Origin of the sequence: Rhodopseudomonas sp. BR0G17, assembly GCF_010907025.1 — a bacterium.
Lineage (GTDB): Bacteria > Pseudomonadota > Alphaproteobacteria > Rhizobiales > Xanthobacteraceae > Rhodopseudomonas > Rhodopseudomonas palustris_H.
Map to the genome: position 1 here is coordinate 59,315 of NZ_QUML01000009.1, position 16,196 is coordinate 75,510.

The 16,196-nt window shown below is 64.1% G+C and carries 11 protein-coding genes and 2 pseudogenes; 7 read left to right on the plus strand and 6 right to left on the minus strand.

Features of this window, described 5'->3' with window-relative positions:
• Positions 1-85 precede the first annotated feature (85 nt).
• The 3 genes and pseudogenes from ligA to DY467_RS26500 form a co-directional block, all read left to right on the plus strand.
• The gene (ligA, locus tag DY467_RS09475; protein WP_502706443.1) at positions 86-2,437 is read left to right on the plus strand and encodes an NAD-dependent DNA ligase LigA; all 2,352 of its coding nucleotides are present in this window, start codon (positions 86-88) and stop codon (positions 2,435-2,437) included.
• 28 nt (positions 2,438-2,465) lie between these two features.
• Positions 2,466-2,924 (plus strand): annotated as a pseudogene (locus DY467_RS26195) (3'-5' exonuclease); the annotation flags it as partial.
• A 570-nt stretch (positions 2,925-3,494) separates the two neighbouring features.
• Positions 3,495-3,734, plus strand: a pseudogene (locus tag DY467_RS26500) (BRCT domain-containing protein); the annotation flags it as partial.
• A gap of 273 nt (positions 3,735-4,007) precedes the next feature.
• On the opposite strand, the gene DY467_RS09485 reads toward DY467_RS26500, so the two are convergent.
• Both DY467_RS09485 and DY467_RS09490 read right to left on the minus strand, forming a co-directional pair.
• A complete protein-coding gene (locus DY467_RS09485) occupies positions 4,008-5,297 on the minus strand; it encodes a multidrug effflux MFS transporter (RefSeq protein WP_164635572.1) in 1,290 nt (429 codons plus the stop codon).
• Between the two features lie 381 nt (positions 5,298-5,678).
• Positions 5,679-7,508, minus strand: coding sequence for an aminopeptidase P family protein (locus DY467_RS09490; RefSeq protein ID WP_164635574.1), 1,830 nt, complete (start codon positions 7,506-7,508; stop codon positions 5,679-5,681).
• Between the two features lie 196 nt (positions 7,509-7,704).
• Here DY467_RS09490 and DY467_RS09495 point away from each other — a divergent pair, with 196 nt between their 5' ends.
• A complete protein-coding gene (locus tag DY467_RS09495) occupies positions 7,705-7,899 on the plus strand; it encodes a hypothetical protein (RefSeq protein WP_107345293.1) in 195 nt (64 codons plus the stop codon).
• Between the two features lie 24 nt (positions 7,900-7,923).
• Here the strand turns inward: DY467_RS09495 and DY467_RS09500 are convergent, their stop codons facing one another.
• Positions 7,924-8,814, minus strand: coding sequence for a 50S ribosomal protein L11 methyltransferase (locus tag DY467_RS09500; protein WP_107346672.1), 891 nt, complete (start codon positions 8,812-8,814; stop codon positions 7,924-7,926).
• A gap of 441 nt (positions 8,815-9,255) precedes the next feature.
• Here DY467_RS09500 and DY467_RS09505 point away from each other — a divergent pair, with 441 nt between their 5' ends.
• A complete protein-coding gene (locus tag DY467_RS09505; RefSeq protein WP_164635576.1) occupies positions 9,256-9,558 on the plus strand; it encodes a hypothetical protein in 303 nt (100 codons plus the stop codon).
• A 68-nt stretch (positions 9,559-9,626) separates the two neighbouring features.
• Here the strand turns inward: DY467_RS09505 and DY467_RS09510 are convergent, their stop codons facing one another.
• Positions 9,627-11,237 (minus strand): phytoene desaturase family protein, encoded by a 1,611-nt coding sequence (locus DY467_RS09510; RefSeq protein WP_164635578.1) that lies wholly within the window; start codon positions 11,235-11,237, stop codon positions 9,627-9,629.
• Between the two features lie 161 nt (positions 11,238-11,398).
• Between DY467_RS09510 and DY467_RS09515 the strand changes: the two genes are divergently transcribed.
• The gene (locus tag DY467_RS09515) at positions 11,399-13,678 is read left to right on the plus strand and encodes a spermidine synthase (RefSeq protein ID WP_164635580.1); all 2,280 of its coding nucleotides are present in this window, start codon (positions 11,399-11,401) and stop codon (positions 13,676-13,678) included.
• Positions 13,679-13,960: 282 nt separating this feature from the next.
• Here DY467_RS09515 and DY467_RS09520 read toward each other — a convergent pair whose 3' ends face one another.
• Positions 13,961-14,731, minus strand: coding sequence for a L,D-transpeptidase (locus DY467_RS09520; protein ID WP_164635581.1), 771 nt, complete (start codon positions 14,729-14,731; stop codon positions 13,961-13,963).
• A 268-nt stretch (positions 14,732-14,999) separates the two neighbouring features.
• Here DY467_RS09520 and DY467_RS09525 point away from each other — a divergent pair, with 268 nt between their 5' ends.
• Positions 15,000-15,347 (plus strand): hypothetical protein, encoded by a 348-nt coding sequence (locus tag DY467_RS09525; RefSeq protein WP_164573876.1) that lies wholly within the window; start codon positions 15,000-15,002, stop codon positions 15,345-15,347.
• A gap of 85 nt (positions 15,348-15,432) precedes the next feature.
• Here the strand turns inward: DY467_RS09525 and DY467_RS09530 are convergent, their stop codons facing one another.
• Entirely contained in the window at positions 15,433-16,194 is a 762-nt protein-coding gene (locus DY467_RS09530; RefSeq protein WP_164635583.1) for an ABC transporter permease, read from the minus strand.
• Positions 16,195-16,196 lie beyond the last annotated feature (2 nt).

Consider the following 16,196-nt stretch of genomic DNA (forward strand, 5'->3'; position numbering starts at 1 on the left):
TGAAAGAATTGAAAAATTAACGCCGGAAACAAGGCGACGAATTCTGCGTGATCTGCCCAAGAAATACTTGGCGGTGATCGCCAATATGCTTGAGGCCTACACCAAGGAGCTGGAGCGCGCAAAACAAGCTTACTACGTCGCAAATGCTCCTTATATGTCCGATTCTGACTTTGATACTTTGGAGAGAGTCCTTCAGATCACCTTGAAGCAGAAGAAGGACTGGAAAGAATATTTTGCTCGCATAAATAAGGTGGGCGCGGCGCCGGCGCGAGGCTTTGCGAAGGTTCAGCACGTCGAGCCGATGCTGTCGCTCAGCAACGCGTTCACCGATGGTGAGGTTGCCGAATTCGTAGAGCGGGTGCAGCGTTTCCTAAATCTGGAAGACGTCCCTGCGATCGTTGCCGAGCCGAAAATCGACGGCCTGTCATTGTCGCTTCGCTACGAGCACGGCGAATTGGTGCGCGCGGCAACGCGTGGGGATGGCTTCACCGGCGAAGATGTCACCGCCAATGTGCGGACGATCAAGGATATTCCCGACGAGCTCCGAGTGAACCGTCCACCCGCAGCCTGCGAATTGCGTGGTGAAGTCTACATGCTGAAGCAAGATTTTCTCGCCTTGAACAGGAGACAAGAGGAGATCGGGGATGAGCCGTTCGCCAATCCGCGCAACTCCGCCGCCGGCTCGCTGCGGCAGAAGGACGTGGAGGTCACCCGGTCGCGCCCCCTGAAGTTTTTCGCCTATGCGTGGGGTGAGATGAGCGACTATCCTATGGCCGAGCCGACCCAATACGACATGCTCGACTGGCTTCAGCAGGTCGGCTTCACGGTCAACGACAAGATCAAGCGGTGCCACAGCGTCGAGGATGCGCTCGCCTTCTATCGCCGGATCGGCGAGCAGCGTGCGTCGCTGCCTTACGATATCGACGGCGTCGTCTATAAGGTCGACCGGCTCGACTATCAGGAGCGCCTCGGTTTCGTGTCGCGTAGCCCCCGTTGGGCGATCGCGCACAAATTTGCGGCCGAGCAGGCGACGACGGTGCTGGAGAAGATCGACATCCAGGTCGGCCGTACCGGCGCTCTCACTCCGGTGGCACGGCTGCAGCCGGTGACGGTTGGTGGCGTGGTGGTCCAAAACGCGACGCTGCACAACGAGGACTACATCAAGAACCTGGACATTCGCGTGACCGACACTGTCGTGGTGCAGCGGGCAGGTGATGTCATTCCGCAAATCGTTAGCGTTGTGCGCGACAAGCGACCGGAGACAGCAAAGCCATATCGCTTTCCGAGCAAGTGTCCAGTTTGCCATAGCCTAGCAGTGAGGGACGAAGAAGACGGCGAAGCTGTTCGCCGGTGCACGGGCGGACTGATTTGTCCCGCACAAGCAATCGAGCGATTGAAACACTTTGTTTCGAAAGATGCTTTCGATATTGAAGGCTTTGGTGAAACCTATGTCCAGCTTCTGTTTGAGCGGGGTTTGGTCAAGCGTCCTCCGGACATCTTCAGGCTACACACGAAAGTAGATGAGCTTCGATCTGTTCTGTTTCAAAAGCGAGAAGAGTTAGCGCAACAAAGAGAGCGCGAAACCGGACGGAAGAGGAAGAAAACTCGATCTGAAGAGGATCGGAGCTATCAAGAAGTCGACAACTTGCTGGCAGCGATCGAGAGTCGCAGGAGCGTCGATCTTCATCGCTTCATTTATGCTCTTGGGATTCGCCACGTTGGTGATGCAACTGCCAAAGCTCTGGAGAGGCACTTCGAGGACGTTGCGGAGTTCGTTCGGGGTGTTGATGCTGCCCGCCGCGATCGACCTGGGCCAGCTTGGCATGACCTTTCAAACGTAAAGGGCATCGGACCAGTCGCCCTTGGATTTCTCTTGGGAGAGGGATTCGAGGATGGTGCATCCCAGCTTTCGCTAAACTTCGAAACTCCGAGTCGGTCGCGCGAAGGAGGGAAGCTCAACAAGGCTCAAAGAGAGAGCCTGATTGAGCGTTATGGAAGCCCCGAGCGGATTCAGCGTGCGATTGATGCGGCTCGCACACAGCGGCCTGGCGCGGCATATCTTGCTCTGTCCACGGATAGCGATATTGGCGGAGTAGCGACCGATCATCTCATTGAGTTCTTCGATGAGCCCCATAATCGAGATGTCGTTGCACAACTGAATAATGAATTAGTGGTTCGCCGCCGTGATATTGTAGGCAAGGATTTGCCTATGGCGGGCAAGACGATCGTCTTCACCGGAACGCTTGAATTAATGACGAGAAACGAAGCGAAAGCTACGGCAGAGAGGATGGGCGCGAAAGTCGCTAGTTCGGTCTCGGCGAACACCGATTTTGTTGTTGCAGGACCCGGGGCAGGATCAAAACTCAGTTCTGCAGAAAAGCTCGGTGTTAAGGTCCTGAGCGAGGACGATTGGCTAAAGCTGGTGAAATCGTCATAAGGTGAGCGACAGCTTCGTGGGGGCGAGGATGTCGATTGTCGCGATTGATTTTGAAACTGCGAATGAACTGCCGTCCAGCCCTTGCTCAATGGGGCTTGCGTGGATCGATTGTGGAAAGGTCGTTCGACAAGAGTATCGACTGATCCGGCCAAAGCAGATGCGTTTCGGTGTCTATGAGTCGCGCGTCCACGGCCTAGGCCCATCGGATGTCGAGGGCGCACCGGAATTCCCGGAGGTCGTTTCAGAGTTTCTCTCGGATATCGATGGCGGTTGGTTGGTGGCGCACAATGCGCAATTCGATGTCGACGTTCTTTGCTCTACCCTGTCTCTCTACGGTCTAGCAGTTCCGCGTTTCTCATTCGCTTGCAGTTTGACCATAGCGCGAAGGATTTGGCGGCAAGAGAGCTCGTTTGGGTTGGCTGATCTTTGTCGACGAATTGGCTTCTCCTTTCAAAACCATCATGCGGGTGAAGATGCCGTTGCTTGTGCGCAAGTGTTGCTCGCATTGATGTCCAGCGCTCGTGCGACTGATCTGCCTGGGCTCCTTGCTCGATTAGGGATTCAAGCGGGCATCGTTGATGAGATCGGCGTTGTATCGTGCAAGGAGATCGCTCTGCCGATGGGTGGTCCACGTCGGTTGACCGATTATGTTCGACGGTTAACCGAGTATCCCGGCCCTCCAGATCAGTGCCTTGGGTCGAGATTGCGCTTCTTGATGAAGGGTAGTTCTGGAAACTATTACAACATCGAAGAAGTCGATCTCGACGATGGCGTCGGTCTGAAATGTGAATGCATGGGTTGGAAGACGCGGCGACGTTGCAAGCACATTCAGGCTCTGCTGTACGGAGATGTCACTTATCTCGCCTCTGGCAATGAGTGTGACGTCGAGAGGCTTCGACGCAAGATCGATCTGACTGGCGGCATACCTTCGTTATACAGCGAATGGTGTCCGCCATCCGAACGTCCGGTGCGGTTATGCAGCAGCGAAAGCAGAAGAGTGGCGGCGCCGGCTCGTCCTAAGACGACGGTTCCTGCTTTAGCTGAAACTCTAGAGTATCGATCCGACACCGCGATAGCCGGCAAGACAGTTCTGTTTACGGGATCACTGGAGAACTTCACCCGCGGCGAAGCCAAGGCGAAAGCTGGCTCACTAGGTGCGAAGGTGACAACTCTCGTTTCCGACGCGTTAGATTTTGTGATTGCCGGCAAAGATGCTGGCTGGAAGGTTGATAAAGCCCGCGACCTCGGCGTCACCGTGCTGACCGAAGACGAGTGGTTGGCGCTGATTGGCGGATGATCGTCAACATCCCAATCGACATCGCCCGCGCAGGCGGGCTACCCAGTATCCCAGAGCGTTGAGGCGATCCGCCGTCGCCTCCACGAGTCATTCCGGGCGCGCGCAGCGCGAACCCGGAATCTCGCTGAAGTTCGCCGCGTGTCGGATTCCGGGTTCGCTCACTTGCGTGAGCGCCCCGGAATGACTCGTTGGGGCGGTTCGATGTGAACGCGTGAGGCTCTGGCATACTGGATCCTCCGCCTTCGCGGAGGATGACGGTGGAGGAACGTCACTCTACACCAGCGTCTCTTCTTCCGCCTTCTCGATCATTTCCTCGGTCGCGATCAGGTTGCGGCGCGGCACCAGGAAGATCATCGCCGAGGCGCAGGCGAGTGCCGTCCCGAAGATCGCGATGTTGAGCGGCAACGGTGTCGCGAAGTGGCCGCCGAGCCAGGCGCCGGCCTGCGAACACAGCGAGCCGAACCCGAATTGGGTGAAGCCCATCAGTCCGGATGCGGTCCCGGCAGCCTGCGGGCGGATGCTGATCGCGCCGGCGGCAGCATTGGCCATCACCGCGGCGTTGCCGAACATGATGATCATGTGGGTGCCGAACAGCCAGCTCGGCACCTGATTCCAGCCGAGGACGCCCCACGCCAGATTGAGCAGCGCGCCGACGATCTGCAAGCTGAGTCCGAACCAGATCAACCGGTCGAGCGAATGCCGCGGCGAGAATTTCACGCAGAACACGTTGCCCATCAGATAGGCGAAGCCGGAGCTGGCGAACCATGCGCCGTACTCGGCGCTGCTGCGGCCCATCTGCGTCACCACGACGTAGGGACCGCCACCGGCGAAGATGAAGATGATCGCCGACGCAAGCACCTGGCACAGCACGTAGCCGATGAAGGCGCGGCTGCCGAACAGGCTGCGGAGGTCGGTGCGGAAGCCGCCGCGCTGCGCGGCGGGCGTGCTGCTGCGGCGGCTCGTTTCCGGCAGCGCCAGCGTGATCGCGGCGGCGACGACGATCGCCCCGGCGGTGACGGCGTAGAAGATCGCGCGCCAGCCGAGCGCAGTTTCGATCACGCCGCCGGCGAGCGGGCTCAGCATCTGCGCAATCATCATCACGGCGATCACGAGACTGAGCATGCCGCCGACGCGGTCGCGGCTGTAGAGATCGCGGATGATGGCGCGGCTGATCACCATGCCGGAGGCGCCGCCGAGCGCCTGCAGGAAGCGCAGCCCGATCAGTTGCGGCAGCGTCTGCGCGAAGATGCAGCCGATGCTGGCCGCGACCATCAGCGCCAGCCCGCCGAGCAGCACCGGGCGGCGGCCGAAGCGGTCGGACAACGGCCCCATGATCAACTGCGAGCAGGCCAGCCCGACCATGTAGAGCGACACGGTCATCTGCGCGACCGAGATGTCGCTGGAAAAATCGCTCGCCAGCACCGGCAGCGCCGGCACGAAGATGTATAGCGCGATCGGCGCCGCGCCGTTCATCAGCACCAGCAGCAGGAGTAGCAGCTTCGACGGCGGCAGGTCGCGCCGGCTGGCGTCGATCGTTGCGTATCTGCCGACGATTCCGTGCATGCGAGATCGGTTCCCGACGGGCCTGCCAAGGCGAAGGATGTGAGCTGGTGGTTCGACTGTAGCCTGCCAGTGCAATGCTAACAGGCGGTTTTTCGGCATAAGGCTATGCGGAAGGCGGGCGAGGGGCTGCTGGTCGTGGGGCCGCACAGGCCTCGGACCGGTGTCATTCGCGCGCAGACTCTCAACCTGTCATTCCGGGGCGCGTGCGCAGAAAATCTCGCGTGTCATTCCGGGGCGCCGCGCAGCGGCGAACCCGGAATCTCGAGGTTAGTGTGCGCGACGCAGCTCCAGGCCGTGCCCGCTTCAGATTCCGGGTTCGCGAGCTGGCGCTCGCGCCCCGGAATGACTCGGGGAGAGGGAAGTGCTCACCGCTTCACGTGTTCAGGACCCCAGCGGCGCGGTCGCCTGATCGAGCCAGAGTTGGGTGGGGCCGTCGAGGTGGGGACGGACGGTTTCGCGGACGCGGGCGTGGTAGGCGTCGAGCCAGGATCGTTCCTCGGTGCTGAGCATCGCCACCTCGATCAGGCGGCGGTCGATCGGCGCCAGCGTCAGGGCTTCGAAACCGTTCATCGGCTTCTCGGCGCCGTCGATCTGCTTTTCAACTACGAGTTCGAGATTCTCGATCCGGATGCCGAAGCCGTCGGTCTTGTAGTAGCCGGGCTCGTTGGACAGGATCATGCCGCGCTTCAGCGGCGTGGTGCCGAGCTTGGAGATCCGCGCCGGGCCTTCGTGCACCGACAGATAGCTGCCGACGCCGTGGCCGGTGCCGTGCTCGAAATCGATTCCGGCCTGCCACAGGAACTGCCGCGCCAGCGTGTCGAGCTGCGCGCCGGTGGTGCCGTCGGGAAACACCGCGCGGGCGATCGCGAGGTGACCGCGCAGCACGCGGGTGAAGCGGTCGCGCATCTCCGCGGTCGGTTCGCCGACCGCGATGGTGCGGGTGACGTCGGTGGTGCCGTCCTGATACTGCGCGCCGCTATCGATCAGTAAGAGGTCGCCGGGCTGGATGCGGCGGTTGCTCTTGCGGGTGACCCGATAATGCACGATCGCGCCGTTCGGGCCGGTGCCGGAGATGGTCGGGAACGACACGTCCTTCAGCGCGCCGGTGTCGCGGCGGAACGTCTCCAGGGCTTCGACCGCATCGATCTCGGTCAGCGTGCCCTTCGGCGCCTCGGCATCGATGAAGGCGAGGAAGCGCGCCAGCGCCACCGCGTCGCGGCGATGCGCGGCGCGGGTGCCGTCGATCTCGGCCTGGTTCTTCACCGCCTTGAGCAGCGCGACCGGATCGGCGCCGCGCAGCGGCTTGCCGCCGGCCTCCTTGATCAGCCGGGTCAGCGCATCGGCCGCGGTGGCGCTGTCGAGCGCGATGGTGGCGCCGGTCTTGGCGAGCTCGCGGAGCATCGGCGCCAGCTCGGCCGGCTCGGCGACCTCGGCGGTCTGTTCGAGATGGTCGCGCACGCTGTTCGACAGCTTGCGGCCGTCGATGAAGATGGTGGGGCGGCCGTCCTTCGGCAGCAGCGCGTAGGACAGCGGCAGCGGCGTGTGCGAGACGTCGGCGCCGCGGATGTTGAAGGTCCAGGCGACGGCGTGGGAATCCGACAGCACCAGCGCATCGGCCTTCAGCCGGGCCAGCTCCTCGTTGATGCGCCCGAGCTTGCTGGCCTCGCTCTCGCCAGCGAATTCCACGCCGTGGACGGTGACCGGCCCGAGCGGCGGCGCGGGGCGTTCGCTCCACACCGCATCGACCGGATTGCCGTCGACCGCGACCAGCTCGGCGCCGGCTTTGGCGCAGGCGGCCTGCATCCGTTCGACTGCCGAAGAAGTGTGCAGCCACGGATCAAATCCGAGGCGATCACCGGCTTTCAGATGCGTCTCCAGCCAGCGCTCCGGCGGCGGTTCGACCAGCGACTCGATGCACCACGCATTGCCGTCGACCTGTTTGGCGGCCTGCAAGGTGTAGCGGCCGTCGACGAACAGCGCGGCCTGATCGATCAGCACATACGCCAGACCCGCCGATCCGGTGAAGCCGGTGAGCCACGCCAGCCGCTCGTCGGACGGCGGCACATATTCGTTTTGTTGCTGATCGGCGCGGGGAATCGCAAATCCGGTGAGCTTGCGCCGCAGCAGCTCTTCGCGAAACGCCGACAGCCGCGCGGTGAGTGCGACGCCGCTCTCGGGCTCCTCGAAGCTCTGGAAATGCGACTCGAACATAGCGGTCTGCTCCCTCGACACGTTGCGCACGGCTCACGCGATATGCATAAAGTCCAGCTTATGGCACGAGTTATGCTTGATTTATCGAGCCCGCAAGAGACGGGCGAGAGCTCCGCAGTGCCAGCTGCACCACGCTCTGACAACGCGTCCGGGACAATCCCGGGAGTGTCTCAACTCAACGACGAGGTGATACACCATGCCTGCTTTTACGTTTGAGAAGATTTCCCCGCCGGTCCGCCCGGGTGGTACGCCTCCGAACGTCGAGCCCGAGCAGCCGCAGCCGCGTGGTGTGATCGTGCGCATCCTGGACCGTTTCGTCCAGTCGGCGGTCAGGCGCACCGACCCGAACGGCGACGCCCACAGCCGCTTCCCCGACAAGCCCGCGCACTGAGCATCCGCTCAGCAGCGCTCCCCGTCAGAACGTCTTCACCAGCAGCAGGCTGCTCCAGCCTTCGATCACCAGCTGCCTCAGCAGCACGCAGCCGCGCGCCCGATACGCCGCGATCACGCTCTGCGCCTGCGGCTGCAGCAGCCCCGACAGAATCACCAGGGCGCCCGGCGCCAGGTGCTCGCTCATCGGCTGGGCCAGCGCCCGCAGCGGGTTGGCGAGGATGTTTGCCAGCACCAGATCGAACGGCGCGTGGGCGGCGAACACCGGCGAGGCGAAGCCGGTTGCCCATTCGGCTTGAACCAGATTGCCGACGCCATTGAGCCGCGCATTCTCGCGCGCGACCGCGACCGACTGCTTGTCGATGTCGGTGGCGAGCACGGTGTGGCGCAGTGCCTTGGCGGCGGCGATCGCCAGCACGCCGGTGCCGGTGCCGAGGTCGAGCACGCGCTGCGGCGGGCCGGCGCGCAACACCAGATCGAGCAGGGTCAGGCAGCCGCGGGTGGTGCCGTGATGGCCGGTGCCGAACGCGAGCGCCGCTTCGATCTCGATGCCGAGCTTGTTGGCCGGGACACGGTCGCGGTCGTGGCTGCCATGGACGACGAAGCGGCCGGCCGGGACCGGCACCAGCCCTTCCAGGCTCGCTGCGACCCAATCCTTGGCGGCGACGGTTTCGAGGCTGATCGCCTGCGCGGCCTCGGGGCCGGCGGCCTGCGCCACCAGCTCGCGGATATGGTCGAGGTTCGGCTGCTCGCCGAAATGCAGCGCCACTTCCCAGCTGCGGTCTGGCCGCTCGAACGCTGCGATCGCCATCTCGGCCTCGTCGAAGCACTCACCGAGCAGGTCGGTGACGCGGCGGGCGGTGGCCTCGTCGCCGAGTACGAAGCTGGCGCGGACGGTGGGGGCGGGATCAGTCATGGCAGGTCCGAAGGTTGGCAGCGAAAGGGCGCGGCTGAAGTGATCTCTCAACAGATCGTCCACCGCTTCTGCGCCGGAAACGCACAGCTTGTCCATGACTTATGCACAGGGTTGAATCCGCAAGATTCACGGTTCTCCACAGCCTTCGCGCAACTTGTCGCCAGATTCGTGCACAGCGTGACGAACGGCTGCGAAGCCTATGCGCGTGGACAGAAAACGACTCGGAGGTTCTGTTACGCACACGCTTCCCAGGGAGTGGTCCGCCCCAACGGATAGCGGGTGCGAAATAGATGCGCGGAACCAGTTCCGTGCCGGCTGCGTTTCAAGTTTTGGTTGTGAGAGTCCTATTGTCGCCTTGTTCTTTGGCCAATGGGTTCGCGCGCTTGGCCGCAGCTCCAATGACGGCGCCGCCAGCGACGATCCCCAACGACATGAGGTTTGATGAGCAAGGCCAACGAAGTTCTGTGCGCGACCGCCACCCGGCGCCGAAAACTGTCTACGATGGTGTTCGTTTCAGCCTTGCTCGCAACCGTTGGCACGCCCGCGGCTTTCGCCGAAGGGCAGGGCGGCGTGACGCCGGTAGCTTTCCCGGCTGGGCAGACCGCCATTCCGGCGGGCGTCGATTGCGTCACGGTGCGCTACTACGTCAGCGAACACGGCCGGGCCAAGTCGATCGCCTGGGCGCTGAAGAACGGCTACAGCTGGGCGCAGATCGCCGAAGCCAAGCGCTGCCTGCGCGGCTGAAAAACGCCCGCAGCCGCACTGTTCATCTACAAGTTTTCCACAGTTTATCCACAGGCTTATCCCCGAACTTATCCACGGCTTGCGAACAAGCTGCGGTGGTCGTTGAGGATCGCCGCAGCCGCATTGTGGCCGGGAGCGCCGGTGACGCCGCCGCCGGGGTGGGCGCCGCTGCCGCAGTGGTACAGGCCCTTCAGCGGGCCGCGATAGTCGGCATGGCCGAGCAGCGGGCGAGCCGAGAACAGCTGGTTCAGGCTGAGCGCGCCGTGGAAGATGTCGCCGCCGACCAGGCCGAATTCGCGCTCGAGATCGAGCGGCGACAGCACTTGCCGGCCGAGCACGCTGGCGGCGAAGCCGGGGGCGTAGCGGTCGACGGTGGCGATCATCAGGTCGGCGACCTCGTCGCGGTGGGCGTCCCAGGAGGCGCCGTCCGGCAGGTCCGACGCGACGTGCTGGCAGAACAGGCTGGCGACGTGCTGGCCGGTCGGCGCCAGGCTGTCGTCGAGCGTCGACGGGATCAGCATCTCGACCACCGGCTCGCGGCTCCAGCCGTGGGCGAGGGCGTCCTGATATGCGCGGTCCATGTAGGGCAGGCCCGGCGCGATGATGATGCCGGCGGTGAGGTGGTCGCCGTCGCCGGGCAGCGCAGTGAACGACGGCAGCTGCGACAGCGCGACATTCATCCGGAACGTGCCTGAACCGGTCTTCCAGTGCTGCATCCGGCGGCGGACGTCGTCGGGCAGGGCATCTTGCGGCAGCAGGCGGGTGTACAGCAGCTTCGGATTGACGTTGGACGCCACGAACCGCGCCCGCACGCTGCGGCCGTCGTCGAGGGTGACGCCGACCACGCGATCCTTCTCGACCAGCACCTCGCGCACGCCAGCGGAGGTCTCGATCTCCGCGCCAGCGGCCCGCGCAGCCGCAGCCATCGCCTGACTGATCGCGCCCATGCCGCCGAGCGCGTGACCCCAGACGCCCTTCTTGCCGTTCACCTCGCCGAACGCGTGATGCAGCATCACATAGGCCGAGCCGGCAGCATACGGACTGGCGTAGTTGCCGACGATGGCGTCGAAGCCGAACAGCGCCTTGACCAGATCGTGCTCGAATCGCGCGTCGAGCATCTCTCCGGCCGAGCAGGTGAACAGATCGAGCAGCAGCCGCTGCTGCTCCATGGTGAGGGCCCGCAGCCGGTTGGCGGTTCCGAGCGCGTTCAGGCTCTCGCGGATCGCCGGCAAGCCGAACTGCGCCACCACATTGGGCGGGGCGCGCAGCACGAAGTGCCGCAGCACATCGGCGATGATTTCGAGCTCGGCCGCGAACCCGCCGAACGCTGCGGCATCATGCGGGCTGAGCCGCGCCAGCGAGGCGGCGGTGAAGTTGTTGCCGGTGAGCAGATATTGGCCATCCGGTGCGGGCAGGAAGTTCTGCGCTTTGCGCTCGACGATTCTGAGCCCGTGTTGGTGCAGCTTGAGGTCGGCGATCACTTTCGGATTGAGCAGGCTGACCGTGTAGGCCGCGACCGAGTTGCGGAAGCCAGGATGAAACTCCTGTGTCACCGCGGCGCCACCGACCACGCTGCGGCGCTCCACCACCTTCACCTTCAATCCCGCGCGCGCCAGATAGGCCGCGCAGGTGAGGCCGTTGTGACCGGCACCGATGATCAGGACGTCGGGATCGGACATCGGAAGGTTCCCGGACCGGATGTGACAGACACGTTCGCGGCTGGTTTTGCCATTGTTCACAGAGCGACGCTAGGATGCGGCGCGTCACGGGCCTGCCGGAATCCATCGCCATGGCCGACGATGTCCAGCGTCCGCCGCGGCGGACCGCAGCAGGAGACGCCATGACTGAACCGACCCTCGGCGCGAGCCCGAACAGCCCGGCGCGCAACCGGCAGATCCTGATCGTTTATACCACCGCGATCTTCGTCAGCGCGCTGCTGCTGTTTTCAGTGCAGCCGCTGTTCACCAAAATGGTGTTGCCCCGGCTCGGCGGCTCGCCGGCGGTGTGGTCGGTGGCGATGGTGTTCTTCCAGGCGCTGCTGCTGGCCGGCTACGCCTATGCGCACGGGCTGAGCCGGTTTGCCGACCGCCGCGTGTCGGTTGTCGTGCACCTGCTCGTGCTGGTCGGCGCGTTGCTGACGCTGCCGTTGGCGATCGCCGGCGGATGGGGCACGCCGCCCGCGAGCGGTTATGAGCTGTGGCTGCTCGGCCTGTTCGCGGTGTCGATCGGCCTGCCGTTCTTCGCGCTCGCCGCCAATAATCCGCTGCTGCAGGCGTGGTTCGTCCGCACCGGCCATCCCGACGGCCGCGATCCTTACTTCCTCTATGCGGCGTCCAACATCGGCAGCTTCCTGGCGCTATTGTCCTATCCGGTGTTGCTCGAGCCGCTGCTGACGTTGCGGCTGCAGAACCTGATGTGGACCGCCGGCTACGGCGTGCTGATCCTGCTGATCGCTGCCTGTGGCGTGCTGCTGCTGCGCGCACCGGCCGCTGCTGCGGTCGACGTGATTGCCGACGATCAGGACGTCCCGGCGCCGTCGTGGTTGACGGTGGGGCGCTGGGTGTTCCTCGCCGCGGTGCCGTCCGGGCTGCTGATCGCCGTTACGGCGCACATCTCGACCGACGTCGCCGCCGCGCCGCTGCTATGGGTGCTGCCGCTGTCGCTGTACCTGCTCACCTGGGTGCTGGTGTTCCAGTCGCGGCCGCTGCTGCCGCACAAATGGATGCTGGCGCTGCAGCCGATCGCGATCGCGGTGATCGTGGTGTTGCTGGCGTATTCGGCCTCCGAGCACAATCTGTTGCTGACGCTCGGCGGACACCTGGTGTGCTTCTTCATCATCGCGATGGCCTGCCATGGCGAGCTGGCGCGGACCCGGCCGCCGGCGCGATATCTCACCGGCTTCTACGTGGCGCTGTCGTTCGGGGGCATGGTCGGCGGCCTGTTTGCCGGGCTGCTGGCGCCGTACACGTTCTCCTGGATCGCCGAATACCCGATCCTGCTGGCGCTGGCAGTGCTGTGCCGGCCGCAGACGCCGGAATGGCGGCCGCAATGGTCGGCGGCGATCTGGCTACTGATCGCCGCCCTGGCGGTGGTGCTGATCACCTCGGCGTTCACCACCGGCAAGCTGCACGAGTGGTTCGCCACCAACCGCGTGCTGGTGATCGGCGATGTCGTGGGGCTCGGCGTGGTTCTCGCGGTGGTGTTGCGCGCAGCGCCGGCCAAGCTGCTCGCCACGGTCGTGCTGGCTTTGGTGTTGATCCGGCTGTATCCGGCCGACGAGGGGCGGATCGAGACGGTGCGCAGCTTCTTCGGCGTGCACAAGATCCAGGTGACGGCGGACGGCCGCTTCCATGTGCTGTTGCACGGCACCACGATCCACGGTGCCGAGCGCGTGCTGAACGACGATGGCACGCCGGTCACCGGCCGGCCTGAGCCGATCTCGTACTACCACAAGGACGGCGGCATCGGGCAGGCGATCACCGCGCTCCGCGAGCGTAAGGGCGGCCCGATCCGCGTTGCCGTGATCGGGCTCGGCTCCGGCACGCTGACCTGCGCGGCGGCACCGGACGAGCATTGGCGGTTCTTCGAGATCGATCAGTCGATGATCGATACCGCGCGCGACCCGAAATATTTCAGCTTCGTCAGCAAATGCGCGCCGGATCTGCAGCCGGTGGTCGGCGATGCGCGGCTGACCTTTGCGCATGAGCCGGACGGCGCCTACGACCTGATCATCGTCGATGCCTATTCGTCGGACGCGATCCCGATCCATCTCGCCACTCGCGAGGCGATGGCGATCTACAAGGCCAAGCTGGCGCCGCAGGGCGCCGTGCTGATGCACGTCTCCAACCGCCATCTCGAACTGGCAAGCGTGGCGGTCGGCATCGCCGACGCCAACGGTCTGAAGAGCTGGGTCGCGTCGCAGGATGCCGGGCGCGACGCCGAATACATCTTCGCCACCTCGGTGGTGATCTCGGCCCGCGAGGCGGCGGACATTGGTCGGCTCGCCGCCAATGACGACTGGACCCTGACCGCGCCGCGCGACGGCGACCGGGTGTGGACCGACGACTACTCCAACGTGCTCGGCGCGGTGTGGCGCCGGCTGCGCGACGGCGAGGATTAGAGCGCTTCTTCTTGATTGAAGCGAACTTGACCTTTCCAAGCGCACTAAAGCCCTCATCCTGAGGAGCCCGGCAAAGCCGGGCGTCTCGAAGCATGAGGAGCCGCAGGGCTTGCGGCACATGGTTCGAGACGGCGCTTCGCGCTTCCTCACCATGAGGTTCTGCAAGCTGCGACCGCTAGGAAGTGCGGTCCTGATTCCGTCGAAATCAGAAATGCTCTAGGCAAAACAAAACGCGCGGCCCGGGGAGGCCGCGCGTTTCAATCGGGTCAGTCGTGGCTCGGCTCAGTACGCCGAGTAGCCGCCATAGCCGCCGTCATAATAGCCGCGCGGCTGATAATAACGTCGCGGCGCGTAATCCTGGGCGTAGGAGTCGTTCTCGACGTAGCCGTATTGCGGCGGCGCGACGCGGCGATAGCCGGGAGGGGCCGGGTAGCGGCGGTCGGCGTAGCTGCCGTCGGCCGGGTAGATGTAGCCGTCATCGGTGACCTGCGGGCGCACCGCGCGCGGCCGGCTCGGGGCCAAATCGATCGGCTGGCCGTTGGCATCATAGGTCGGAGACGGCAGCGGTTCGGCACGGGCGATGGCATTGCCGCCCTTGCTCTTCAGCCGCGCCAGCGCGACCTGCGACGAGCCGGTCAGCGTCACCGTGGTGTTGAGCACGCCTTCCTTCTCGACCAGCGCGTACAGCGTCGCAGCGTTGTCGCGGGACAGCCGCACGCAGCCGTGTGACACCGGCACGCCGAGCTTGCCGGCCGCGTCGGTGCCATGGATGGCGTGACCCTGCTTGGTGAAGAAGATCGAATGCGGCATCGGCGCATCGTCGAACTCCTTCGAATAATGATCGGCTTCCATCCGGAAGGTCTGGAATTTGCCGTTCGGCGTTTCGTGCGACGGATTGCCGGTCGACACCGGCCAGCGGTATCGCTCGACGCCGTCGACCGCGACGGTGAGCTGCTGATTGTCCTTGTCGACAGTAATGGCGACTTTCGCCTGAGCGGTGCTCGAGACCGCCAGCAGGATCAGGCCGGTCAGAGATACGAGATACGAACGCATTGTGCGGCCTCCTGGCCCGATCCTTTCACTTCCTTGCCCGCCCGATGGTAATATGCATAGCGGCTGCGACAGTTTCCAGTCGCCGCTGTGCCGCAGCGGCAAAACCTTCGGCATCGTTAAGATGGCTTCGGCGACTCCAGCGGCAGCATCAAGACACCACCACGGCGGAATCTCGGCGAAACGGGAACCCGAGGCGCGCGGGCGTGTTAATGTGCTGCAGAGTCCGCGCCCGGCGTTCTGTCGGGCGTTTCAATCCGGAGGGACATCGATGAAGACCACTGCCAAGGCGTTCGCCGTTCGCGCAGAGCGCACCCCGTTCAAAGCACTGTTCGCAGCAGCCGCCCTGGCGCTCGCGGTGCTGGCGATTCCGACCGCGGGTCATTCGCAGGGCATCGTGCGCGGCGCGGAGCAGGGCGCCCGTGAAGGCAATCGCGCGGCCGGACCGATCGGCGGCGCCGTGGGCGGCGCGATTGGTGCCGGCGTCGGCGGCGCGGTGGGTGCGGTGAACGGCGTGCTCGGCCTGCCGAACCACGGCCCGCGCTACCGCTATCACCGCGGCCATCGCTGCAAGGGCTATTACACCCGGAGCGGCAACTTCCGCTGCTATCGCCGCTAAGACGAGCGGCTCATAAACAATCAAGGCGCGGCCATCGGGCCGCGCCTTTTTGTTTACGACGTGTCTGGTGACGAAGCTGCTGCGCTCAGGCCTTCAGGCGATAGCCGGTCTTGAAGATCCACCACACTACCGCGAGGCAGGCGAGCAGGAAGCCGAAGGTGGCGGCGAGGCTGACGGCGACATTGACGTCGGCGATCTCGTAGAAGCTCCAGCGGAAGCCGGAGACCAGATAAACCACCGGGTTGAACAGCGCGATGGTCTGCCAGACCGGCGGTAGCATCGAAATCGAATAGAAGCTGCCGCCCAGGAAGGTGAGCGGCGTGATGATCAAGAGCGGCACCACTTGCAGCTTCTCAAAACCGTCGGCCCAGATGCCGATGATGAAGCCGAGCAGGCTGAACGCCACCGAGGTCAGTACCAGAAACGCGAACATCCAGATGGGATGGGCGATGTGCAGCGGCACGAACAGGCCGGCGGTGGCCAGGATGATCAGGCCGAGGATGATCGACTTGCTGGCCGCGGCGCCGACATAGCCAACCGCGATTTCCAGAAACGACACCGGCGCCGATAGGATCTCATAAATGGTGCCGGTGAATTTCGGGAAATAGATGCCGAACGAGGCGTTGGCGACGCTCTGCGTCAGCACGCTGAGCATGATCAGACCCGGCACGATGAAGCTGCCGTAATTGACGCCTTCGACTTGGTCGATCCGCGAGCCGATCGCGGCGCCGAACACGATGAAATACAGCGAGGTCGACAGCACCGGCGACACGATGCTCTGCATCAGCGTCCGCCAGGTCCGCGCCATTTCGAACAGATAGATCGCGCGGATCGCCCGCAGGTTCATGC